Raw genomic sequence first — 23,127 nt, 5'->3', positions numbered from 1 at the left:
AAACATGAGCGGTGATTTCCTCGCCCTGGCACAGCCGGGCATACAACAACTTTCGCCTTATGTCCCGGGTAAACCTGTGGATGAGCTGGCGCGTGAACTGGATCTGGATCCGGCCACGATCGTCAAGCTGGCCAGCAACGAAAATCCTTTGGGTGCGAGCCCCAAGGCGCTGGAAGCCATTCGTGCCGAGCTGGCCGAATTGACGCGCTACCCGGATGGCAATGGCTTTGCCCTGAAAAGCCTGTTGGCTGAGCAGTGTGGCGTACAGCTTGACCAGGTAACACTGGGCAACGGTTCTAACGATATTCTGGAGCTGGTGGCGCGTGCCTACCTGGCGCCGGGGCTAAATGCCGTGTTCAGTGAGCATGCATTTGCCGTGTATCCGATTGTGACCCAGGCGGTAGGTGCCCAGGCCCGCGTTGTGCCGGCCAAGGACTGGGGGCATGACCTGCCTGCCATGCTGGCTGCCATCGACAGTGATACCCGGGTGGTCTTTATTGCCAACCCGAACAACCCGACCGGTACCTGGTTTGGCGTCGATGCGCTGAACGAGTTTTTGCAGGACGTGCCCGAACACGTGCTTGTGGTGCTGGACGAAGCTTATATCGAGTACGCAGAGGGCGGTGATCTGCCCGATGGTCTGGAGTTTTTGTCGGGGTATCCCAACCTGCTGGTTTCCCGCACGTTCTCCAAGGCCTATGGCCTGGCCGCGTTGCGGGTGGGTTATGGGTTGTCAACGGCGGTGGTGGCCGATGTGCTGAACCGCGTTCGCCAGCCATTCAACGTCAACAGTCTGGCGCTGGCTGCGGCTTGCGCGGCGCTTAAAGACAGCGATTACCTGGAGCAAAGCCGCCGCCTGAACGAGGCCGGCATGCAGCAGTTACAGGACGGTTTTCGTGAGTTGGGCCTGGGCTGGATCCCGTCGCGCGGCAATTTTATCGCGCTGGATCTCGGTCAGGTAGCGGCTCCCGTCTATCAGGGGCTGTTGCGTGAAGGTGTCATAGTGCGTCCGGTGGCCAACTACGGAATGCCTGACCATCTGCGTATCACTATTGGTTTGCCGGCGGAAAACACTCGCCTGCTTGAAGCGCTGTCCAAGGTTCTTGCTCGTGGTTGATGTAATGTCTGTGCAATCTGTAAGGCCTGTAATAGGGCGGCTGGTCGTTGTCGGGTTGGGTCTGATTGGCGGGTCTTTCGCCAAGGGCATGCGTGAGAGCGGTCTGTGCGACGAAGTGGTCGGTGTTGATCTCGATCCCGAATCCTGTGTTCTGGCCGTTGAGCTGGGAGTGGTCGATCGCTGTGAAGCAAATCTGGCCGCTGCTTGCGTGGGCGCAGATGTGATTCAGTTGGCCGTGCCGATTCTGGCCATGGAAAAAATGCTCGGCCTTCTGGCGGGCATGGATCTGGGTAACGCGGTGCTTACCGATGTGGGCAGTGCCAAAGGCAATGTTGTGCGGGCAGCGGCACAAGCCTTTGGTGGCATGCCTGCGCGCTTTGTACCTGGCCATCCGATTGCCGGGTCTGAACAGAGTGGTGTAGAAGCTTCGAATGCCAGTCTGTTTGAGAGGCACAAGGTGATTTTGACGCCTGTGGCTCAGACCGATGCCGATGCGCTGGCTCTGGTTGATGCGATGTGGCGCGCCCTGGGGGCAGACGTCGAGCATATGCAGGTCGAGCGACATGACGAGGTACTGGCTGCAACCAGCCATTTACCTCATTTGCTGGCTTTCGGGCTGGTGGACTCTCTTGCCAAGCGCAACGAGAATCTGGACATCTTCCGTTACGCAGCGGGTGGCTTCCGTGATTTCACAAGAATCGCCGGCAGCGACCCGGTAATGTGGCATGACATTTTTCTCGCTAATCGCGAGGCAGTGCTGCGCACATTGGATACATTTCGCAGTGATCTCGACGCTTTGCGCGACGCGGTCGATGCAGGGGATGGGCATCAATTGCTGGGCGTTTTCACTCGCGCCCGGGTTGCCCGCGAGCATTTCAGTAAAATCCTGGCCCGCCGGGCATATGTGGACGCTATGAATTCCAACGATCTGATTTTTTTGGCAAATCCTGGTGGTCAAGTAACTGGCCGAATTCGCGTACCAGGCGACAAATCTATTTCCCACCGCTCGATCATGCTCGGCTCGCTGGCTGAAGGTACGACCGAAGTGGAAGGTTTCCTTGAGGGTGAAGACGCCCTGGCGACGCTGCAGGCGTTCCGTGACATGGGCGTGGTGATTGAGGGGCCGCATCATGGTCGCGTGACCATTCATGGCGTTGGCCTGCACGGTCTGAAAGCGCCACCTGGCCCGATCTACCTGGGCAACTCGGGTACTTCGATGCGCCTGTTGTCCGGCCTGCTGGCTGCACAGAGCTTCGACACCACCCTGACCGGCGATGCGTCCCTGACCAAGCGCCCGATGAACCGTGTGGCCAATCCATTGCGTGAAATGGGTGCCGTGATTGAGACCGCTGCCGAAGGTCGCCCGCCGATGACCATTCGTGGTGGTCATGCGCTCAAGGGCATGGATTACACCTTGCCGATGGCCAGTGCCCAGGTTAAATCCTGCCTGTTGCTGGCGGGCCTGTATGCAGAAGGCAAGACCTCGGTGACCGAGCCGGCACCGACTCGTGACCATACCGAGCGCATGCTGCAAGGCTTCGGATACCCGGTAACTGTTAATGGTCCTACTGCTTCGGTTGAGTCGGGCCACAAGCTGACGGCGACCCATATCGAAGTGCCGGGGGATATTTCCTCGTCGGCGTTCTTCCTGGTTGCCGCTTCGATCGCAGAAGGCTCTGACCTGCTGCTTGAACATGTGGGCATCAACCCGACCCGTACTGGCGTTATCGACATCTTGCGTCTGATGGGGGCGGATATCACCCTGGAAAATCAACGCGAAGTGGGCGGCGAGCCGGTGGCGGACCTGCGCGTACGGGCTGCTAAACTCAAGGGTATCGAGATTCCGGAAGAGCTGGTACCGCTGGCGATCGACGAGTTCCCGGTACTCTTTGTGGCCGCGGCCGTGGCTGAGGGTCGTACGATCCTTCGGGGTGCTGAAGAGCTGCGGGTCAAGGAGTCCGACCGGATCCAGGTAATGGCAGATGGCTTGCTGACCCTGGGCGTGAAGTGCGAGCCGACACCGGATGGCATCATCATTGATGGTGGCACTATTGGCGGTGGTGAGGTTCATGGTCATGGCGATCACCGTATTGCAATGGCCTTCAGTGTGGCTTCGTTGCGCGCAACCGCACCCATCCGTATCCATGATTGCGCCAACGTGGCGACTTCTTTCCCCAACTTCCTTGCTCTGTGCAAGCAAGTGGGCATGCGTGTTGCTCAAGAGGCAAACTCGTGATGGTTTCGGCACCGGTTATCACCATCGACGGCCCAAGCGGTTCAGGTAAAGGCACGGTTGCTGGCATCCTGGCCAAGCGCCTGGGGTGGAATTTGCTCGACTCCGGTGCTCTGTACCGCCTGCTGGCGTTTGCCGCAGGTAACCATGGTGTGGCCCTGGATAACGAGGCGTTGCTGGAAAAACTGGCTGCGCATCTTGATGTGCAGTTCATCGGCGCGACGGACGGTAAGCCGGCGCGGATCATTCTGGAAGGTGATGACGTGACTCACGCCATCCGCAGCGAGACCGTAGCGGCCGGAGCCTCGAAAGTCGCGGCTTTGCCGGCTGTTCGCGATGCGTTGCTGCAGCGTCAGCGTGCTTTCCTTGAGTTCCCGGGGCTGGTTGCAGATGGTCGGGACATGGGTACGGTGGTCTTTCCTGACGCGCCATTGAAGGTTTTTCTGACCGCCAGCGCCGAGGAACGGGCCCGCCGCCGTTACTTGCAGTTGAAGGCCAAGGGCGATGATGTTAGTCTCTCGGGTCTGCTAGATGAGATTCGTGCCCGCGACGAGCGTGACACACAGCGTGCAATAGCCCCGCTCAAGCCGGCGGCTGATGCCATACAGCTGGACTCCACGGAGTTGTCCATCGAGCAGGTGCTGGAACGCATCATGAGCGAAATCGCACTTCGCGATATCGCTGGATGACCAAGAAAGCGTGCAGGAGACCAGAAATAGTCCTGCATGCCTTCTTTTATATGAACGTAACCCACATTGTCTGGAATGTGGCTGATGGGCGTATTCCTTCGCCCTTGAACAACAGGAATTAAAATGAGCGAAAGCTTTGCAGAACTCTTTGAAGAAAGCCTAAAAACCCTGAATCTTCAGGCTGGCTCGATCATCACCGCTATCATCGTTGATATCGATTACCAAGCTGGTTGGGTTACCGTTCACGCTGGTTTGAAGTCGGAAGGCCTCATCCCGCTGGAGCAGTTCCACAACGATGCTGGCGAACTGAACATCAACATCGGTGATGAAGTTCACGTTGCGCTGGACGCGGTCGAAGACGGCTTTGGCGAAACCAAACTGTCCCGTGAAAAAGCCAAGCGCGCTGAATGCTGGATCGTTCTGGAAGCAGCCTTCGCAGCAGAAGAAGTGGTCAAGGGCGTTATCAACGGTAAGGTTAAAGGCGGCTTCACTGTCGACGTTAACGGCATCCGTGCGTTCCTGCCAGGTTCTCTGGTTGACGTTCGTCCAGTGCGCGATACTACGCACCTGGAAGGCAAAGAGCTGGAATTCAAGGTCATCAAGCTGGACCAGAAGCGCAACAACGTAGTTGTTTCGCGTCGCAGCGTGCTGGAAGCAGAGAACTCCGCCGAGCGTGAAGCTCTGCTGGAATCGCTGCAAGAAGGTCAGCAAGTTAAAGGTATCGTCAAAAACCTCACCGATTACGGCGCATTCGTCGATCTGGGTGGCGTTGATGGCCTGCTGCACATCACTGACATGGCTTGGAAGCGTATCAAGCATCCTTCCGAAATCGTCAACGTTGGCGACGAGATCGATGTCAAGGTTCTGAAATATGATCGCGAACGCAATCGTGTTTCCCTGGGCCTGAAGCAACTGGGCGAAGATCCATGGGTTGCTATCAAAGCCCGTTACCCAGAAAGCACTCGCGTTACCGCTCGTGTAACCAACCTGACTGACTACGGCTGCTTCGCAGAGCTGGAAGAAGGCGTTGAAGGTCTGGTACACGTTTCGGAAATGGACTGGACCAACAAAAACATCCACCCTTCGAAAGTCGTACAAGTCGGCGACGAAGTGGAAGTTATGGTTCTGGACATCGACGAAGAGCGTCGTCGTATCTCCCTGGGCATCAAGCAGTGCAAATCTAACCCATGGGAAGATTTCTCTGGCCAGTTCAACAAGGGCGATAAAATCTCCGGCACCATCAAGTCGATCACCGATTTCGGTATCTTCATTGGTCTGGACGGCGGCATCGACGGCCTGGTTCACCTGTCCGACATCTCCTGGAACGAAGTTGGCGAAGAAGCCGTACGTCGTTTCAAGAAGGGCGACGAGCTGGACACCGTTATCCTGTCTGTTGATCCAGAGCGCGAGCGCATCTCCCTGGGTATCAAGCAGCTGGAAAGCGATCCGTTCTCCGAGTACGTACAAGAGAACGACAAAGGCGCAATCGTTAAGGGCATCGTGAAAGAAGTTGACGCTAAAGGCGCCATCATCACTCTGGCCAACGATATCGAAGCGACTCTGAAAGCCTCCGAAATCAGCCGTGACCGCGTTGAAGACGCGCGCAACGTTCTGAAAGAAGGCGAAGAAGTAGAAGCCAAGATCATCAGCGTTGATCGCAAGAGCCGCGTAATCCAACTCTCCATCAAGTCGAAAGATGATGCTGAAGAGAAAGAAGCAATCCAGAGCCTGCGCGACAAGCCAGCTACCTCTGACATTGCTGCTGGTCCGACCACTTTGGGCGACCTGCTGCGTGCACAAATGGAAAAACAGAACTAAGTTCTGATTGACCATAGAAAAAGGGCGACTTAGGTCGCCCTTTTTTGTGCCTGCGATTTGTGATGGTGCTTGGCAAGATCTTGTGTAGGTCGGTTTGCTGCACGTCAGGGAGCTGGCTGTGGGGCAGGGTGAGTGCTGTCGTTGTGCGGCCTGTGATCGATCATGGGCTGTTTGGGCCTGATGGCTATGATGGTGGGTGGTGGAATCAATTTTTTACAGTGCTTATGCGGGTTGTAAAGATAAGTCAATCCCTGGGCTGTTCAAATTCATTCGATCATGCTAAAACCTTGGGAGCGCTGATCTAGCTGCTTGAAAAAGAAGGGAAAAATATGACGAAGTCGGAGTTGATCGAACGAATTGTCACCCATCAAGGGCTACTCTCATCCAAGGATGTGGAGTTGGCCATCAAGACCATGCTTGAACAAATGTCTCAATGCCTCGCGACCGGGGATCGTATTGAAATCCGTGGTTTTGGCAGCTTCTCCCTGCATTACCGCGCCCCTCGTGTAGGCCGCAACCCCAAGACAGGCCAGTCGGTCAGCCTGGATGGAAAATTTGTGCCTCATTTCAAACCGGGCAAAGAGCTGCGAGACCGGGTGAACGAGGATGAGGAAGACGACATTTAACCTTCAGGGAACAGGAGTTGCCGATGCGTACCTTTAAGCGTGCTGCGTCAGTGGTATTTGGGCTGATTGTCATTTTTGGGGTGCTTATTTTTATCCTGGAAAATCAACAGCCTGTAGCATTGGTGTTTTTGGGCTGGCGCACACCCGAATTACCTGGGTCGTTGTTGATCATCTGCGCACTGCTGCTAGGTATGGCTATCGGCCCTGTTCTGGGTTGGCTAGCCTACAGTCGCAAAGCCCGCAAGCTGAAGCTCGAGCTGATGGTGCAAGCCAAGCCAGCAATTTAGGCGCGTCTGGATCCCATTTGCACCATGGATGGCGCATTAGGCAGGGAAAGGAATGTCTGGATAGTTGGTATTTAAAGAATGGTTTAAGCCTCAAACATTCCGTTGAGCCGGAAATAACATCATTGTGCCACTCTTATATTGAAATGTTCTGGAATGCTGGCAAAATGCGGGCTGCTCTCGATTGCCAGTGATTTTTATGCTTTATCAGGTGCGCATTGATGCTCAAGCCTGATGATTAAAACAATAAAAGCCAGTTAAGCGTATGTAAGAATTCCTGCATAACGAGCCCGCAGTTTCTTTTAGAAGGCAGGCCCCGGTTGTGAATAGCAAATCCCGTATCCCCGCTGGAAATCCGTCGTTTGAAGTGGACCTGTTCACTTTATTTCAGGCGGTCTGGAACAAAAAATCCATCATCATTGCAACGAGCGCGCTTTGTGGCATTGCAGCATTGGGTTATGCCTATTTCGTGACGCCTGAGTACCAGGTGAGCAGCATCTTGCGGCCTGCCGCGATCAACGAACTGGATGCCCTCAATCGTTCGGGTGTTTACACCTTGCCGCCTAAAGAAGCTTTGTTAAAAGTCGGTTCATCACTTGAGTCCTATGAGACGCGCCTGAGCTTTTTCAAAGCTAATCAGGCTCTGTTCAGCCAATTCAAGCGTCCGGGCCGGACCTTGGAACAGAGTTTTGAAGATTTCAATCGTGACTCGCTGAAGCTGATTCTGCCTGATCCAACAAAAGCTGATTCGCTTAATGTTTCCATAGGCTTGGAGCTGAACTACCCCAAGGGTGTGGACGGTGTTCAAATTCTTAACGGATTTGTGGATCACGCCATTACAGCTGAGCGTGATCAAATTTCCGCCGATCTGAAGGTTATCGTCAATAATCGTTTAACCGAGCTCAAGGGTAAGATCGACGCTGCTCGCTCCAACTATGAGACCGAAAAGCAGGCGCGGATTGCTACCTTGCTCGAGACGGATAATCTCAAGCGCGCGCAATTGCAGGACGAACTCAAGGCTTTGCGTCAACAGCTCAAGACTGGACGCATGGATCGTATGGCCCAGTTGAGTGAGGCCATTGGCATTGCCAAGGCGCTGGGTATACAAAAGCCTACAACCCCCTCCGCTTTGGGCGATTCTGCGCGACCGGCTGATTCCAGTCTTATGCGCACCGAAATAAACAATCAACAGATCCCCTTGTACTTTCTTGGTGTAGAGGCGCTAGAGGCAGAGCGTGCTGCTTTGAAGAATCGTAGTAACGACGATTTTACCGAAAACCGTATCGCCCAGATCGCTCGTGAACTGTTGTTGTTGCAAAGCAACCGTGAAGTCGAAGTTCTTAAGCTGCGTCAAAATGAAGACCTCTTTTTAAGTGGTGTCGAGCCACTGCGTGCAGAAATTGTCCGTTTGGGTGGGGTTAGCAATCTCGATTTTACTAATTTGAAGCTGGTATCCATTGACCGCAAGGCTCTGGAACCCGTGGCTCCAATCAAGCCGAAAAAAGCCTTGATTACCTTGTTGGGGTTGGTGCTGGGCGCTCTGTTTGGCATCTTGATCGTTATCGCCAAGTACTTTGTAGCTCAGCGTCGTGACGGGCTTCAGCAGCCTCTCTCGGTGCAAAGCCCAAGAGATCCGACTGAAACGACGGGTGCTGGTAACCTTTTACAAAAGGATCTGCGCTGATAGGGGGCTGGACTGACACATTGCTAGCCACTAGTTGATGGATTTATTGCTTCTTCATGGAGCTGTACTGAGAGCAACCTGTACCTTATCAGCTCATGTTTCAACATGGCGCCGTCAACGGCGTCATGGGTTCGCACCATCAGTTGCAGATGGGCACCCTGAGTAATCTGTTAATCGACGGCGGTCTGTTTCAGGGCAATGAGCGCACTGTCAGCGGTGTCATCGGTGCATTGCATCCGCGAAAACTTTGTACTTGCCGGTATCAAAGTGCTGATGCTTACCCATGTCCAAGCTGATCATGTCGGATGCATTCCATAATTTTTTGGCGGCAGGTCTCAAGGATCCGATTGTGTGCAGTGATGCTCCCACGCCGAAATTATTGGCGTTGGTGCTTTAAGGCTAATTGCGCCTGGAATTGAGCAGAGAGTCGGCACACATTGATCCTTGTCTGAGACGGCTGAAGCAGCACATCACCGAGATGCCTGCTCATCAGTGGTTCTGCATAAGTAAAGAATGACACTCTGCAGACGCAGACCAGATACAAAAGTACGGGCACCCAAGCGGTTATGTTGAATTGGAGGGCAAGCGCTGTATCATTCGCGCAGGCATCAGCATCTTGGGTGGCAATTTTCCCATGCCGATCAGCATGGTTTGCTCGGCTTTGTTTCAGGTATGAAGCATTGGGCCGAGAAATATGCTTGGGGTATGGCGAAATAGTGGCGGAACGGGTGGTGGAAGTGAAATTGTCAAACCTGTATCAAACTCAAAACAGATTCGTTGAGGCATTCATCCCGGCGAGCTGAAGGCCACCCTGTTATTGGCACATGCACTGTACGATGGTAAAACACGGAAGAACTTACTAAATGAATTATCCATGCCCATGATCAGCACCGCAGCAGCTCAGGAATCGACAGTGGCCACAACCGGCGAGTGGTATCTGGTGCAATGCAAGCCCAGACAGGACGAGCGTGCAGAAGAAAACCTTATACGCCAGGGTTATGGGTGTTCACGGCCCACATGCAGGCGTGAGCGAACCCTGCGTGGCCAGATGCACTACGCTGAGGAATCGCTGTTTCCTGGCTACTTGTTTATACATATGCCTGAAGGTGCCAACTGGGCTCCTCTACGCTCCACCCGTGGCGTAGCTCGCGTGGTGGCCTTTGGTGGTCGGCCGCTGGCAGTCGGTCACGAGCTGATTATGCAGCTGCAGAGTCGCGCGAGTACTCATATTATCGCCAAATTTAACCCTGGCGATAAAGTCACCATCCTTGATCAAGGTTTCGCAGGTATTGAGTCCATTTTCATGACAATGGACGGCGAAGAGCGGGTCATCCTGCTTATTAACTTGATGAATCGTCAGCAACAGATCAGCCTGCCTTTGGCGAGTATCGCCAATCGTTGAATAAACGCAGACTAAAGCCGGGGCTATCAATAGTCTTACAACCGTTCTCAGGAAATCGACGAAGAATCCTGGGGCGGTAGCGTACTTTTTTAAAACTAAAATTTATCTCATCACCGGCCAGCGCTGCGAGTGGTGCATTCGAATAATTAAGGAAGTGCTTGAAACATGATCTCGATCAAGCGTAAAGGCATCATTCTTGCTGGTGGCTCGGGTACGCGCCTGCATCCGCTCACGCTGGGAGTCTCTAAACAGATGCTGCCGATCTACGACAAGCCGATGATCTTTTACCCGCTGTCTGTTTTGATGCTGGCGGGGATACAGGAAATTCTGATTATTTCTACTCCGGAAGATCTGCCAAGTTTTGAAAAATTGCTAGGTAATGGCAGTCATTATGGTATTGAGCTCAGTTATGCCGAACAACCTAGTCCCGACGGACTGGCACAAGCCTTTATTATTGGTGAGGCCTTTATTGGTCAAGATCCGGTCTGCCTGATTCTGGGTGACAATATTTTCTATGGACAGCACTTCTCGGACAACTTGCGCTCAGCAATGTCAAAGACGGTAGGTGCTACAGTTTTTGGTTATCACGTCAGTGACCCCGAGCGTTTTGGCGTCGTGGAGTTTGACAGCTCTGGCCAGGCGCTTAGCATCGAGGAGAAACCGCCTAAACCCAAATCGAACTATGCAGTGACCGGGCTGTATTTCTACGACAACCAGATTGTTGAGATAGCGAAGAAGATCAAACCTTCGGCAAGGGGCGAGCTTGAGATTACCGATGTCAACCAGGCATATCTAGAACAGAAAGAACTGAGCGTTGAAATATTGGGGCGCGGGTTTGCCTGGCTTGACACTGGGACCCATGAATCACTGCTGGAGGCGAGTCATTTTGTCCATACCATTGAGAAGCGCCAGGGATTGAAGGTTGCTTGCCTGGAAGAAATTGCATTCAACAATGGCTGGATAACCTCTCAGGTGTTGGCTGAGCAGGCCGAAAGATTTAAAAAAACCAGTTACGGACAATACCTGGGCAAGCTGTTATCTGAGGGGAGCGGTGCATGAAATTTATGCCATCAACATTGCCTGGCGTGGTGATCATCGAGCCGGACGTTTACGAAGATGAACGCGGCTGGTTCATGGAAAGTTTCAATCTTCAAAAATTCGAGGAAGGATTGCGTCACTTGGGGCTGCCCGTTCCTGATCCTTTCGTTCAGGATAATCAATCCTGTTCCAAAAAGGGTGTTCTGCGAGGGTTGCATTATCAACTAGAGCCTTTCGCGCAAGGCAAACTGGTCTGTGTGAACCATGGCGCAGCTTTCGATGTCGCTGTGGATATTCGTCAGGGGTCTCCGTCGTATGGCGAATGGTTTGGACTGGAATTGAATACAGAGAATAAAAAAATGCTGTGGATACCTGCTGGATTTGCCCATGGCTTCCTTGCGCTCGAAGAAAACACGATATTTAGTTATAAAACGACCAATTTCTATAATAAGGAATCTGAGCGCAGCATTCGCTGGAATGACGAAGCGTTGAATATTCATTGGCCCGACGTTGGAGGGTATCTTATCAACGATAAAGATCAGGCTGCTGCATTGTTCGTGATGTGATGTGATGTGATGTGCATTAGCTAAAGCGCTGGAACAGATGCAGAGTTTTAGGAGGTTATTGCAAGTGGCTAAACGCTTACTGTGTGACTCTGAGGCTAAAGTTTGTTAAATCACGTGTAAGTAGGCAGGTGTAAGTGGGAAACGTGAAAAAAAATGCAGCGTCTTACGGTATCGTGTTGAGTGCTTGCCTATTGGTCGTATTGGGTGATGTCAGAAGTTTGATCAGTCCCGCAGGATATTGGGCTTTATGGGGCTTGATCGTAGTGGTCGGGTTAATCTCAGCCCCTGAACGATTGTCTTTCAAGGTAAGTCCCGAGTTGGCTGTATATATTCTCGGGTTTTTCGTGTTGTTTAGCGCCTTTGTACTGTCAGCATTGGCCAATGCTGAAATTCAAACCTTTTACCAAGGGTTGAAGATGATGTGTATTGGTGTTGTCTTTGTTTGTGTTTATGCGCACTCTCAGTTTTTGGAACAAGGTGACTATCATTCGATCGCCTCGCGATCGATATTGACAGGTTTCCTGGTTTTTTGCATGGCGAAATATTACCTGACAGGTTTATATATTGAGTTGGGCGATGGTCGGCAAGGAAGTTTATTTGCCTATCCGGGCGTGTTGTGGAAAACGTGTGCATTCTTCGCAGGTTTTGTAATTGTGGGTACGCTCTTTGATGGCAGAAGTAAAGTAACTAGCCTACTGGTCATGATCGCCGGCGCGTACATACTTGTTATGGATTCCAGTCGTACAGGATTTATTGTATTTTTGCTTGTGATACTCTTGATACTGCTGCTCAGCATGCATGTCAGACCAAAGCTGACATTACTCCTGTTTTTTATTTCAATCATTTCATTCACTGCCGTGTTGATGCTGTACAGCACCGGCTACGATATTCTTAATTTCAATCAGAATCCTCTAGTCGTGGACAGATTGGCAGCAGGGGATCCTGTAAGGGCTCGAATGCTAGCTGATGGTCTGAGGTCTTTTGAAACGTGCATGCCATTTGGTTGCGGTTTCGGCAGTACGACGTCTGAAGTGGATGGTAGTCCGATGGTTGTGCACAACGCTTTTATTTCATCCGGTGGCGATCTGGGTATTTTGGGTTTTATCGGCCTTCTGATTCTCATATTCTCACCCTTGCTGATATTTGCAATACGATTGTGTCGCTACGCAATGCATGAACACAAAGCAAAATATATTTTTATTTATGCCATTGCTGCATTAGGCGGTTCGTTAGGTTTTGCCCTATTGTTGATGCTCCATCCTTTCAGTACAGAACTATCTGAGTGGGGAATATGGATCTTGATGACATCCGCCCTATCGGTATTGTCGCGTCAGTTCATCATGAGCGAACATGTCCAGGTCACAGGGGGTGATGACGAAAATGAGGTTGCAATTTAAAAATGTCAGCTTGTTGTTGGTAGCTCAGCTGGTTAGCTATTTAATACCCATTCTAGAAATTCCGATTCTGGCCAAAGCACTGGGTGTCGATCAATATGGTCAGGTGCTGATCATTCAAACAACTGCTTTGTTGTGCTCCCTCATCGTCGAGTATGGTTTTTCCTTGAGTGGGGCGAGGCAGGTGGCAGTGTGCGGGCCAGAGAATAAGTCGCTCCTTTCTGCGATTTATAATGGTGTCAACTCAGCCAAGTTATTACTCTCGAGCGGCATGATTGTGGTGTCCATGGGCGTGCTGTCAATTCTGGATTTTGATCTCGATTTGCAATTAATCCTGTGGGGGTATCTTTATTTTCTGGCATTTAGCTTCAGTAATATTTGGCTATTTCAGGGGCTGGAGAAGCTTACGTTTGTTGTGACCTTCGAATTGGTGTTGAGATTTGCCGGTTTGTTAGTTTTATACCTGCTGCTGAATGTCTCTGCCAATGCCAGTTTTGCTTTAATGATCATGTCCTCTTTTTCTCTGTTTAATACTTTGGTTGGACTCTATCTTGCGTACAAAATAGTGGGTGGTTTCAATATTGATTTCAAAAGTGGGGTCGAGCAAATAAAGTCGGGCTTTCATGGTTTTATCTACAAAAGCTCCAATAATATTATGTTGAGTGCAGGGCCCGCGCTTGTCGGGGTTATGTGTGGGCAGGCATCGGTTGCAAAGTTTGTGCCTGCTGAAAAAATTATAAAAGCTTCTGTTGGTCTGGTAGGGCCAGTGTTGATCGGGTTGTATCCCTACTTAAGCAGGCGGCTTTTGAAAACAACCAGTATCAACTTGAAGCTGTCGAGTTTTATCGTAGCATTCCTGTTTGCTGCCGGCGTTGCTGGGGCTACAATAATTTATGCGTTGGGCGATTTTTTAATTAATCTGATGTTAGGTCCTGGCTTTGATGAAGCTAAATCTATCCTGCAAGTATTTGTCATGATCATACCCTTTCGCATGATGAATCAGGCCATAGGTCTGACGATATTCATGCCTTTAGGGAAAGATAAAATCCTCAGTATGTGTTTGATGTTTTTTTCGTTGCTTTCCTTGTGTTTGGCAGCTCTGTTTTCTCTCTGGTATGACTTGGCTGGTATCGTGTATGGCCTGGTTTTGGCTGAGGTATTATTCTCCATCTCGCTGATTTTGTTAGCGTACAAAATAAAATAGATGAGCGGTATTTATGATTACTGTACTGACAGCAACTTATAACCGTGCTTACACCTTGGGCCGCTTGTATGAAAGCCTGGAGAAGCAGACTAATAAGTCCTTCGAGTGGGTCGTAGTTGATGATGGAAGCCAAGACGAAACGCTTTCATTGCTGGAGGAGTTTCAGCAGAATTCCAGTTTCTCTATCAAGATTTTGCAGCAAGAAAACGCCGGAAAACATATAGCGATTAACGCCGGGGTTCCAGCCGGAACAGGGGATTGGGTGTTGTTGGTCGATAGTGACGATGCGCTTACATCGAATGCTATTGAAGTCATTAACGAAGACTTGCAGAACCTGGACACCCATGGTATTGCCGGGCTTTGTTATAGGAAGGCCGATCTGGCCGGTAATATTATCGGGGCCGTATTCTCAGACGACGATACTGTCGCTTCGAAGATGACACCTACTGAAGCAGCCAATCACTTTCTAGGGGATCTGGCTTATGTATTCAAGAAAAGTGCATTGCTTAAACATCCTTTTCCTCGTTTTAAAGACGAGATATTTGTCCCTGAATTGTTGATCTGGAACAGAATATCCGACGAAGGTGAGATCCTGTACTTTTACAGCAAATATATCTATTTGTGCGAATATTTACCGGATGGGTATTCAGCTAATTTTTTCAATAATCTGAAACGAAATCCCCAGGGTTTTGGTTTATTTTATAAAGAACAGGTGTTGCGCGAGGCAGGTGCTGTCAGGAAGTTAAAGTGCATAGTGCGATATTTTCAGTGTGTCGTGTTTCGTGTGAGCAACAGGCGAAAAATTTAGTATGAAAATTTTATATATCATCACAGGTCTTGGTGTGGGTGGTGCGGAAAGACAGGTTCTGGACCTTGCCGATCGTTTTCACGAGAGCGGGCATGAGGTGAAAATCTGCTATCTAACCGGGCCTGCTCTGTTGCGACCCAAAAGTCCATGTGTTGAGCTTTTGGGGTTGAATCTAGAGAAAACAGTACCTGGATTTCTCAAAGGCTTTATTAAGTTGAGGAGTATTATCAAGGATTTTGATCCTGATGTCGTTCATGCGCACATGGTGCATGCGAACCTCTTCTCTCGAATGATCAGGCCGATTTGTACCATCAAAAGACTGATCAATACAGCACACAATACCAATGAAGGCGGTAAGGCAAGAATGCTCGCTTATCGGCTCACGCATTCTTTAGCTGATGTGACAACCAATGTAACGGTTGAAGCTGTGCATATATTCGAACAAAAAAAAGCCTGTCCGCCAGGTACCATGCTGGCCATTCCGAATGGTATTGATACCCAACGCTTCAAGCCTGACCCGGTTACGCGGGCAGCCATCAGGAGTTCGGAAGGTCTTGTTGATCAGGACGAATTGCTTGTAGCGGTGGGTCGACTGGTTGATGCCAAAGACTATAAAAATCTAATACATGCATTTAAAGTACTGTCCGATAACAAACAAACGGTGAAGCTATGGATTGTAGGTGATGGTCCGCTGAGACAGGAGCTGAAAGATCTCGTAGCTACCTTGAAACTTACCCCGCTGGTGAGATTTTTAGGCGTCAGATCAGACGTCAATGATATATATAATGCAGCGGATTTATACGTGCTTTCCTCGGCCTGGGAGGGCTTTGGTTTGGTGGTAGCTGAAGCCATGGCGTCCGAGAAAGTCGTGGTAGCAACCGATTGCGGCGGCGTTAAAGAAGTCGTGGGTGGTTGCGGATACTTAGTTCCGGCCAAGGATCCTAAGGGTCTTGCTCAGGCCATGAGCATTGCTCTGGCTAAGACGGCCAGTGAAAAAAATAACATGTCGCGCGCCGCAAGATTGCGGATCGTTGAAAACTACTCTATTGATGAGATCGTCAGCATCTGGACTCGTCTTTATACAGCTTGAACTTTGTCTGTTTTGATCCGTTTAAAGGTTGAGTCATGAAAGAAGCAACTTTATTAATTGTCACAACCGTTCCGGAAACACTGATGACCATATTGGCTCATCAGCCAAAGTTTCTGAACCATTCGTTCAAGGTACATCTGGCTTGTTCTGCTGATGGACCGGTAGATAGAATTGCTGTTCGGGAAGCCGTCCCCGTTCATCCTGTAGCAATGAAGCGGGGCATCAGTCCATTCGCTGACGTTATTTCAATTCTCTCGATGTGCAGGTTGCTTCGTAAATTAAAACCTTCGGTGGTTCAATCGTATACACCCAAGGCGGGCCTGGTGACGATGATTGCGGCTTTTTTGTGCCGGGTTCCTGTCAGGATTCATACGTTTACCGGACTTATATTCCCCACCCAGACCGGTTTCAAGAAAACACTTCTTATCAACGTAGATCGATTGATTTGTGTCTGTGCCACCACAGTCGTCCCTGAAGGATTGGGTGTGAAAAAAGATTTGCTGGCTTATCGCGTGACTAAAAAGCAGATGTCTGTCATTGGGCATGGGAATATTGCGGGTGTGGATCTTGATTTTTTTCGACCTGATAACCAGTTCGTTATAACTAACTCTAAAGCGCTTAAAGAAAGCCTGGGAATAATGGACGATGAGTTCGTTTTTTGCTTTATCGGACGCTTGAACAGAGACAAGGGTCTGAAGGAGTTGGGGCAGGCTTTTTTGAGACTTCCTGATCACACCCATTTGATTGTGGTCGGAGGCTTGGACTCTGAAGCGCCGATAGATGCAGAAACATTCGCATTGTTGAAGCAGCATCCAAGGATTCATACGTTGGGGTTTCAGGAAGATATACGTGATGCCCTGGCAGCGTCCGACGCCCTTGTCTTGTCAAGCTATCGGGAGGGCTTTCCCAATGTCGTGTTGCAGGCATGTGCCATGGGCATACCTGCTGTTGTAACAGATATCAGTGGTTGTAACGAAATTATTGAGTCAGGTATGAATGGTTGGTTGGCCCAGCCCCGTGATGTCACGTCCTTGACGAGTGCAATGATGCAGGCGGTTGAAACACCCCATGACCGTATGACTGAAATGGGAACTTCCGCCCGCGCTAGAATTGTTGAGCGTTTTGATCGTACTGCTCATTGGGAACGGATGCAGAATTTTTACTTGCAGGAGCTTGACATTGATTAAGCGTCTATTCGATATAACAGCATCTTTTTTTGGTCTGCTTGTTCTTTCACCAGTCATCGCTTGTTTAGGTTTAGCTGTGCGACTTAAATTGGGAAGTCCAATATTGTTCAGGCAGATAAGGCCCGGTTTGCACGGCGTGCCTTTTGAAATGCTGAAATTTAGAACCATGAAAGATGCGGTTGATGCACATGGTAATCCTTTGCCTGATTCGGAACGCATGACCTCTTTCGGAGCTTTTTTACGCTCAAGCAGCTTGGATGAGTTGCCTGGACTTTGGAGTGTCTTGAAGGGCGATATGAGTCTGGTTGGCCCCAGGCCGTTGTTAATGGAGTATTTGCCACTGTATAGCGTTGAACAGGCGCGCCGACATGATGTAAAACCCGGGATTACAGGTTGGGCACAAGTTAATGGCCGTAATGCAATCAGCTGGGAGCAGAAATTCCAATACGATATTTGGTATGTCGAAAACCAATCATTTTGGCTCGACCTCAAAATTATCGGGCTTACTCTTAAGAAAGTGCTTGTCCGCGAGGGTATCTCCGCTGCCGGCGAGGTCACGATATCAAAGTTTACAGGGACTGCACCAGCTGAAAAAAAACTCGCCATTGTGGGGGCAGGTGGGCATGCCAAAGTTGTAGCAGATACCGCTGAATGCTGTGACTGGGACATTGTTGAAGTATTTGATGATAACTGGCCATCTATCCAGTTTGTGGGCCATTGGCCTGTGGTGGGTGATACACATGCATTATTGGAGCGCCTTCAGGAGTTCGACGGTGTCATAGTTGCGATTGGCAATAATGATATTCGCTGCATGAAAATGAAAGAGCTCGATAATGCCGGAGCAATGCTAATCACACTTATCCACCCGGCAGCGACAATCAGTCGACACGCCACTATGGGTAAAGGCGTCGTGGCATTTGCAGGGGTAGTGGTAAATCCAGGCGCAAACGTAGGTGATGGAAGCATTCTTAATACCGGGTGCAGTATTGACCACGATTGTATTCTGCAAGAATGTGTCCACATCAGCCCAGGCGCAAGGTTGGCGGGTACAGTCCATGTTGGTCAATTGAGCTGGATTGGAATAGGTGCATCCGTTAAGCAGTCGGTCAGCATTGGATCCCGGGTCAAGGTTGGGGCAGGTGCGGCCGTGGTCAATGATGTTGTCGACAATATGACTGTTGTGGGTGTTCCAGCGAAAGCTTTACAGCATTAATGGTTTATAGTGGTAACTCATTTGCATGAGTTTTTGTACAGTCGGACGTGCACGGACCAAATTTCTATCATTCAAATCATGGGTACTGAATCGTGCTGAATACACCATTTTCTCCTTGGCCCTCCTTCACGGAAGAAGAAGCCGACGCTGTCCGTGCGGTAATTTTGTCGAACAAGGTCAACTATTGGACTGGGCAAGAAACCCGCTCTTTTGAAAAAGAATTTGCCGCCTGGTCAGGCACGGAATATGCCGTGGCCCTAGCCAATGGTACGGTAGCACTGGATGTGGCGTTGAAGGCACTTGATATCGGTCCGGGTGATGAAGTTGTTGTTACTTCTCGTACCTTCCTGGCTTCGGTTTCAAGCATTGTTAATGCTGGGGCTGTGCCGGTATTTGCAGATGTCGACCTTGACTCGCAGAACTTCACTGCTGAAACCATTAGTGCAGTGTTGACGCCCCGTACCAAAGCCCTCATTTGTGTTCATCTGGCTGGATGGCCATGTGACATGGATCCGATCATGGATTTGGCGGCTGAGCATGACCTGAAGGTGATCGAAGATTGCGCCCAAGCTCATGGAGCTCATTACAAAGGCCGTCCTGTCGGCTCCATCGGTCATATCGCCGCCTGGTCGTTCTGCCAGGACAAGATCATGACCACGGGCGGCGAAGGCGGCATGGTCACCACCAATGATCGCCAGCTGTGGGCCGACATGTGGGCTTACAAGGATCATGGCAAGAGCTGGGAAGCGGTTTACGAGCGTGAGCATGCACCAGGTTTCCGCTGGCTGCACGAAAGCTTCGGCACGAACTGGCGGATGCTTGAGGTTCAGGCTGTTATCGGACGCATCCAGTTGCGCCGGATGCAAGAGTGGCATGCCGCTCGGCTGAAAAATGCTTCACGTATTTGGGCCCAGGCCCGGCAGTTGCCTGCACTTCGTGTACCCGTGTTGCCGGTCGCTGATGTGCACGCGGCCTACAAGTGCTATGTATTTGTACGCCCGCAAGCCCTTAAGGCTAGTTGGTCCCGTGATCGCATTCTCAACGAGATGGTCGCGCGCGGTGTACCTGCTTTTTCCGGTTCATGTTCTGAGGTGTATCTAGAAAAGGCATTTGAAGGTACTGGCTGGCGTCCTTCGTTACGATTAGCGCATGCGAAAGAGTTGGGCGAGACGAGCATGATGTTTCTGGTTCATCCCACACTGACACAGCAAGAAATAGAATTGACCTGCAAGGTATTGAGTGATGTCGTGCAGGAAGCTTCACTGGTCTGACGCTCAACTTAGGGATATATAGAGTGGTGTATAGAGTGTCAGCTTGTTGATGGTTTTTTGGAGTAGCGTAGGTGTTCAAAGGATATATGGATAAAATTCGAGCGTACTTACTCAACCTGTCGAGACGGGATAAACGAGTTATTCAAGTGGTGACAGACGTGGTTCTCGTCTGGTTCGCCCTATGGCTTGCATTTGTCGTGCGCCTAGGGATTGACGATATGATCAATCCGGTCAAGCTACATCTGTGGCTGTTTATCTGCGTCCCTTTGATTGCCATCCCGCTGTTTATCCGTTTCGGCATGTACCGTGCCGTCATGCGCTATTTCGGCAATGATGCTCTGATCGCCATTATCAAGGCTGTCAGTCTTTCTTCATTGATCTTGGCAGTGGTGATGTATTGGTATAGCACCCCTGAAAATACTGTGCCGCGCTCGATAATCTTCAACTACTGGTGGCTAAGCCTAATCCTGCTCGGTGGTTTGCGCCTTGCCATGCGTCAATACTTTCTGGGCGACTGGTTTGCGGCAGTTCAACACGTGCCGTTTACCAACCGCGATGACGGTTTGCCGCGGGTGGCCATCTACGGTGCCGGTGCCGCTGGCAACCAACTGGTTGCCGCCTTGCGCATGGGCCGTGCTATGAGGCCTGTAGCGTTTATCGACGATGACGAAAGTATTGCAGATCGTATCATCTCTGGCTTGCAGGTTTACAAACCCGAACGTATTCAGCAGATGATCGAACGTACCGGCGCCCAGGAGTTGCTGTTGGCAGTGCCATCTTCGTCTCGGGCCCGGCGCCGCGAGATTTTGGGTTTGCTTGAGGGATTTCCTCTCCACGTTCGCAGTGTGCCCGGGTTTATGGATCTGGCCAGTGGCCGGGTCAAGGTTGATGATATCCAGGAAGTGGATATTGCCGACTTGCTGGGTCGCGACCCGGTTCCCGCGCAAGGTGAGTTGCAGGAGCGTTGTATCAAGGGGCAATGTGTCATGGTTACAGGCGCTGGCGGTTCGATTGGTTCGGAACTGTGCCGGCAGATCTTGGCTTTGAAGCCAACCACGCTGCTGCTGTACGAACACGGCGAATTCAATCTGTACAGCATATTTGGCGAGTTGGAGCAGCGGGTCAATCTGGAGTCTCTTTCGGTGAAGGTGCTGCCGATCCTGGGTTCTGTGCGCAATCCGCACAAGTTGCTGGATGTGATGAAGACCTGGCATGTCGATACGGTCTATCACGCTGCGGCTTATAAACATGTGCCAATGGTTGAGCACAATATTGCCGAAGGTGTGTTAAACAACGTTATAGGCACGCTCAACACTGCTCAGGCGGCCCTGCAGTCGGGAGTATCGAACTTCGTTCTTATTTCTACCGACAAGGCCGTACGGCCGACTAATGTCATGGGCAGCACCAAGCGTCTGGCTGAGATGACGCTTCAAGCACTCAGTCGGGAAGTCGCGCCTGTACTGTTTGGCGACTCGGCCAATGTGTCGCGGGTAAATAAAACCCGTTTCACCATGGTGCGTTTTGGCAATGTATTGGGCTCTTCAGGGTCGGTGATTCCGCTGTTTCACAAGCAGATCAAGACCGGTGGCCCGCTAACCGTGACTCACCCCAAGATTACCCGCTACTTCATGACGATTCCCGAGGCCGCTCAGTTGGTGATTCAGGCCGGCTCAATGGGGCAGGGTGGCGATGTATTCGTCCTTGATATGGGTGAGCCGGTACGCATTGTCGAGCTCGCCGAGAAAATGATCCATCTCTCTGGTTTTAGCGTTCGTTCGGATAAAAATCTACATGGCGATATTGAGATCGAGTTCACTGGGTTGCGTCCTGGCGAAAAGCTTTACGAAGAGTTACTGATTGGCGATAACGTAGTCGCGACCCGACACCCCATGATCATGTCTGCCAACGAAGACATGTTACCTTGGGATGAGCTGAAGCAGCGATTGACGCAACTGCTTGAAGCGGTAGATCAGGATGACTATTTGCGTGTTCGCCAGCTGCTGCGCGAGACGGTCAGTGGTTATGCACCCGAAGGTGAGATTGTAGATTGGATACATCAGCAGCGTCGTGTTGAGCCATCTTGAAAGGTGCTGTTTTAGGTCAATGGAGCCGGCGCGTATCAAGATCTTGCCAATGCAGAGTTCACTAAAATGGTGAACGCTTCATTGGCAATGTTTTGATGGCATCACAGGTGCGGCATATAAAGTTAGGCTTTAACTTTCGGCAGCAGCTGCGGTGCCAGCAGCGACAGTAATCGTGTTGGCTTTTTTGCTCATGAACCTCTTTTCAATATGAATGAAGGTCAGTGTAGAGACTATTGTGATCAACGGTACTGCAATCATATTGATTGACCAGAAAGCTGTCTTTGACATGGTGGATAAATCGACCATGTGTGACGCTGCTTTGAATGTTAAATACAGGATTGGTAGATGCATCAGGTATATGCTGTAGCTGATGTCACTCAATCGGTTTAGGCATTGTGCATGCAGGGCTCCTGGATTTGCCAGTGTAATACATAAGAAGAAACAGGACGTGAGCGCGAATCGCAGTGCGCCGTATCCTTCAGGTGCTTTAGTCCCGCAAGTGTATATAAAGATGCATAGTGCAATGATGGATAAAGGCCAGCTTGCCGGTTTTATGTAAGTGAGTTTTTGGTGAAGAACTGCTGCAATGATACCAGTCAGAAAGTACGGCCAGCACACAACTGTACTCATGCTTAGATCGACGGCGGCTAATAATAATGCAGTGCTTAGTATTAATTTGTTATATCTGGATCTGTAGGTAAGTGCGATAAGAGGCAGTACTGCATAAAATCGCCACTCATGAACCAGTGTCCAGGTCACTGAATTGAGAGGCGTTAGTGCAATGCCGCCGATTTTGGAGGGGCCATCCAAAAAATTGAATGTTAACATACTGGCCACTGTCATAAGTGTTTCTTTGTTGAAGATATCAAAGTTGGAATATAACGTCGCAATTAAAAAAACTACAAATGACGAGAAATAGTATAAGGGTGCTACACGTCTTACTCGGCCTTCAAAGAATTTTTCCCACTGAATATTTGGGGATTTGATTATTTTATCGAAGAACAAAAAGCCTGTTATGCAAAAAAATATTTGTACGCCGAAGGAGCCAAGATTTGCATATATCCACGCCCATGAGGAGAAGTTGTCGTTCTTAAGGCCCATGTTAGTCAGCATGAAAGGAGCATGATTGATAACGACGAATACTGCTGCTAGACCACGCAAGCCGTTGATGAATTTGTATTCGTGCTTTATTTCATTTTGCTCTATTTTATTTTTGATCAAGGTTGATGAGAGCAGAAACAGCAAGATAATGGATATGGAGATTATGAGTGATTCAAGTGTGAATTCAGTATTCATTTTTTAGTTAGAATCCATGCGATTTTTTTAAATTTCATATGGCAGTCCTGAATCGCCCCGGGTTTCCTAGACACTCTCCAGGCTCGCTGCGTAACGCTTTTCAAACTCTACCGGTGACAGCTG

At 50.3% G+C, this 23,127-nt stretch carries 19 protein-coding genes and 1 pseudogene; 19 read left to right on the top strand and 1 reads right to left on the bottom strand.

Annotated elements, in window-relative coordinates; genetic code table 11:
- Positions 1-4 precede the first annotated feature (4 nt).
- The 19 genes and pseudogenes from hisC (at position 5) to GHO03_RS15695 (ending at position 21,708) form a co-directional block, all read left to right on the top strand.
- Complete coding sequence (hisC, locus tag GHO03_RS15780) at positions 5-1,117, top strand: histidinol-phosphate transaminase (RefSeq protein ID WP_153400169.1); 1,113 nt, start codon at positions 5-7, stop codon at positions 1,115-1,117.
- A 4-nt stretch (positions 1,118-1,121) separates the two neighbouring features.
- On the top strand, positions 1,122-3,353 hold the full coding sequence (locus GHO03_RS15775; protein ID WP_095002825.1) for a bifunctional prephenate dehydrogenase/3-phosphoshikimate 1-carboxyvinyltransferase: 2,232 nt from the start codon (positions 1,122-1,124) through the stop codon (positions 3,351-3,353).
- Positions 3,353-4,039 carry a (d)CMP kinase gene (gene cmk, locus GHO03_RS15770; RefSeq protein WP_083369851.1) on the top strand — a complete coding sequence of 229 codons (687 nt, stop codon included), beginning with the start codon at positions 3,353-3,355 and terminating at the stop codon, positions 4,037-4,039. Before GHO03_RS15775 ends, cmk begins: the two co-directional genes overlap by 1 nt.
- A gap of 123 nt (positions 4,040-4,162) precedes the next feature.
- Positions 4,163-5,857, top strand: a complete 1,695-nt coding sequence (gene rpsA / locus GHO03_RS15765) for a 30S ribosomal protein S1 (protein ID WP_016780248.1) — start codon at positions 4,163-4,165, stop codon at positions 5,855-5,857.
- 329 nt (positions 5,858-6,186) lie between these two features.
- Complete coding sequence (gene ihfB / locus GHO03_RS15760) at positions 6,187-6,483, top strand: integration host factor subunit beta (protein WP_003447108.1); 297 nt, start codon at positions 6,187-6,189, stop codon at positions 6,481-6,483.
- Positions 6,484-6,506: 23 nt separating this feature from the next.
- Complete coding sequence (locus tag GHO03_RS15755) at positions 6,507-6,770, top strand: lipopolysaccharide assembly protein LapA domain-containing protein (protein WP_095019026.1); 264 nt, start codon at positions 6,507-6,509, stop codon at positions 6,768-6,770.
- 319 nt (positions 6,771-7,089) lie between these two features.
- Positions 7,090-8,451, top strand: a complete 1,362-nt coding sequence (locus GHO03_RS15750) for a Wzz/FepE/Etk N-terminal domain-containing protein (RefSeq protein ID WP_372241756.1) — start codon at positions 7,090-7,092, stop codon at positions 8,449-8,451.
- 874 nt (positions 8,452-9,325) lie between these two features.
- On the top strand, positions 9,326-9,853 hold the full coding sequence (rfaH, locus tag GHO03_RS15745) for a transcription/translation regulatory transformer protein RfaH (protein WP_095019025.1): 528 nt from the start codon (positions 9,326-9,328) through the stop codon (positions 9,851-9,853).
- 165 nt (positions 9,854-10,018) lie between these two features.
- Positions 10,019-10,912 (top strand): glucose-1-phosphate thymidylyltransferase RfbA, encoded by an 894-nt coding sequence (rfbA, locus tag GHO03_RS15740; protein ID WP_153400168.1) that lies wholly within the window; start codon positions 10,019-10,021, stop codon positions 10,910-10,912.
- Positions 10,909-11,457: a dTDP-4-dehydrorhamnose 3,5-epimerase gene (gene rfbC, locus GHO03_RS15735; RefSeq protein ID WP_095024108.1), complete on the top strand. Its 549-nt coding sequence runs from the start codon at positions 10,909-10,911 to the stop codon at positions 11,455-11,457. Before rfbA ends, rfbC begins: the two co-directional genes overlap by 4 nt.
- Positions 11,458-11,600: 143 nt before the next feature.
- Complete coding sequence (locus tag GHO03_RS15730) at positions 11,601-12,854, top strand: hypothetical protein (RefSeq protein WP_133144944.1); 1,254 nt, start codon at positions 11,601-11,603, stop codon at positions 12,852-12,854.
- Positions 12,838-14,055, top strand: coding sequence for an oligosaccharide flippase family protein (locus tag GHO03_RS15725; protein WP_178110322.1), 1,218 nt, complete (start codon positions 12,838-12,840; stop codon positions 14,053-14,055). Before GHO03_RS15730 ends, GHO03_RS15725 begins: the two co-directional genes overlap by 17 nt.
- A gap of 13 nt (positions 14,056-14,068) precedes the next feature.
- Positions 14,069-14,863 (top strand): glycosyltransferase family A protein, encoded by a 795-nt coding sequence (locus tag GHO03_RS15720; RefSeq protein WP_153400166.1) that lies wholly within the window; start codon positions 14,069-14,071, stop codon positions 14,861-14,863.
- 1 nt (position 14,864) lies between these two features.
- Positions 14,865-15,953 carry a glycosyltransferase gene (locus tag GHO03_RS15715; protein ID WP_095019019.1) on the top strand — a complete coding sequence of 363 codons (1,089 nt, stop codon included), beginning with the start codon at positions 14,865-14,867 and terminating at the stop codon, positions 15,951-15,953.
- Positions 15,954-15,988: 35 nt separating this feature from the next.
- Positions 15,989-17,140 (top strand): glycosyltransferase family 4 protein, encoded by a 1,152-nt coding sequence (locus GHO03_RS15710; RefSeq protein ID WP_095019018.1) that lies wholly within the window; start codon positions 15,989-15,991, stop codon positions 17,138-17,140.
- Positions 17,133-17,720: pseudogene (locus GHO03_RS25580) on the top strand (sugar transferase); the annotation flags it as partial. The gene GHO03_RS15710 and the pseudogene GHO03_RS25580, both read left to right, overlap by 8 nt.
- A gap of 27 nt (positions 17,721-17,747) precedes the next feature.
- Positions 17,748-18,353: an acetyltransferase gene (locus GHO03_RS25575; protein WP_315263309.1), complete on the top strand. Its 606-nt coding sequence runs from the start codon at positions 17,748-17,750 to the stop codon at positions 18,351-18,353.
- Positions 18,354-18,445: 92 nt separating this feature from the next.
- The gene (locus GHO03_RS15700) at positions 18,446-19,624 is read left to right on the top strand and encodes a DegT/DnrJ/EryC1/StrS aminotransferase family protein (protein ID WP_095019016.1); all 1,179 of its coding nucleotides are present in this window, start codon (positions 18,446-18,448) and stop codon (positions 19,622-19,624) included.
- Positions 19,625-19,710: 86 nt separating this feature from the next.
- Positions 19,711-21,708, top strand: coding sequence for a nucleoside-diphosphate sugar epimerase/dehydratase (locus GHO03_RS15695; RefSeq protein WP_153400173.1), 1,998 nt, complete (start codon positions 19,711-19,713; stop codon positions 21,706-21,708).
- 129 nt (positions 21,709-21,837) lie between these two features.
- Here GHO03_RS15695 and GHO03_RS15690 read toward each other — a convergent pair whose 3' ends face one another.
- Positions 21,838-23,004 (bottom strand): acyltransferase, encoded by a 1,167-nt coding sequence (locus GHO03_RS15690; RefSeq protein WP_153400165.1) that lies wholly within the window; start codon positions 23,002-23,004, stop codon positions 21,838-21,840.
- Positions 23,005-23,127 lie beyond the last annotated feature (123 nt).

It is taken from the genome of Pseudomonas sp. FSL R10-1339 (assembly GCF_009600545.1).
Lineage (GTDB): Bacteria > Pseudomonadota > Gammaproteobacteria > Pseudomonadales > Pseudomonadaceae > Aquipseudomonas > Aquipseudomonas bubulae.
The sequence above is the reverse complement of the archived record's forward strand: the minus strand, read 5'-3'. Positions and strand labels throughout refer to the sequence as shown.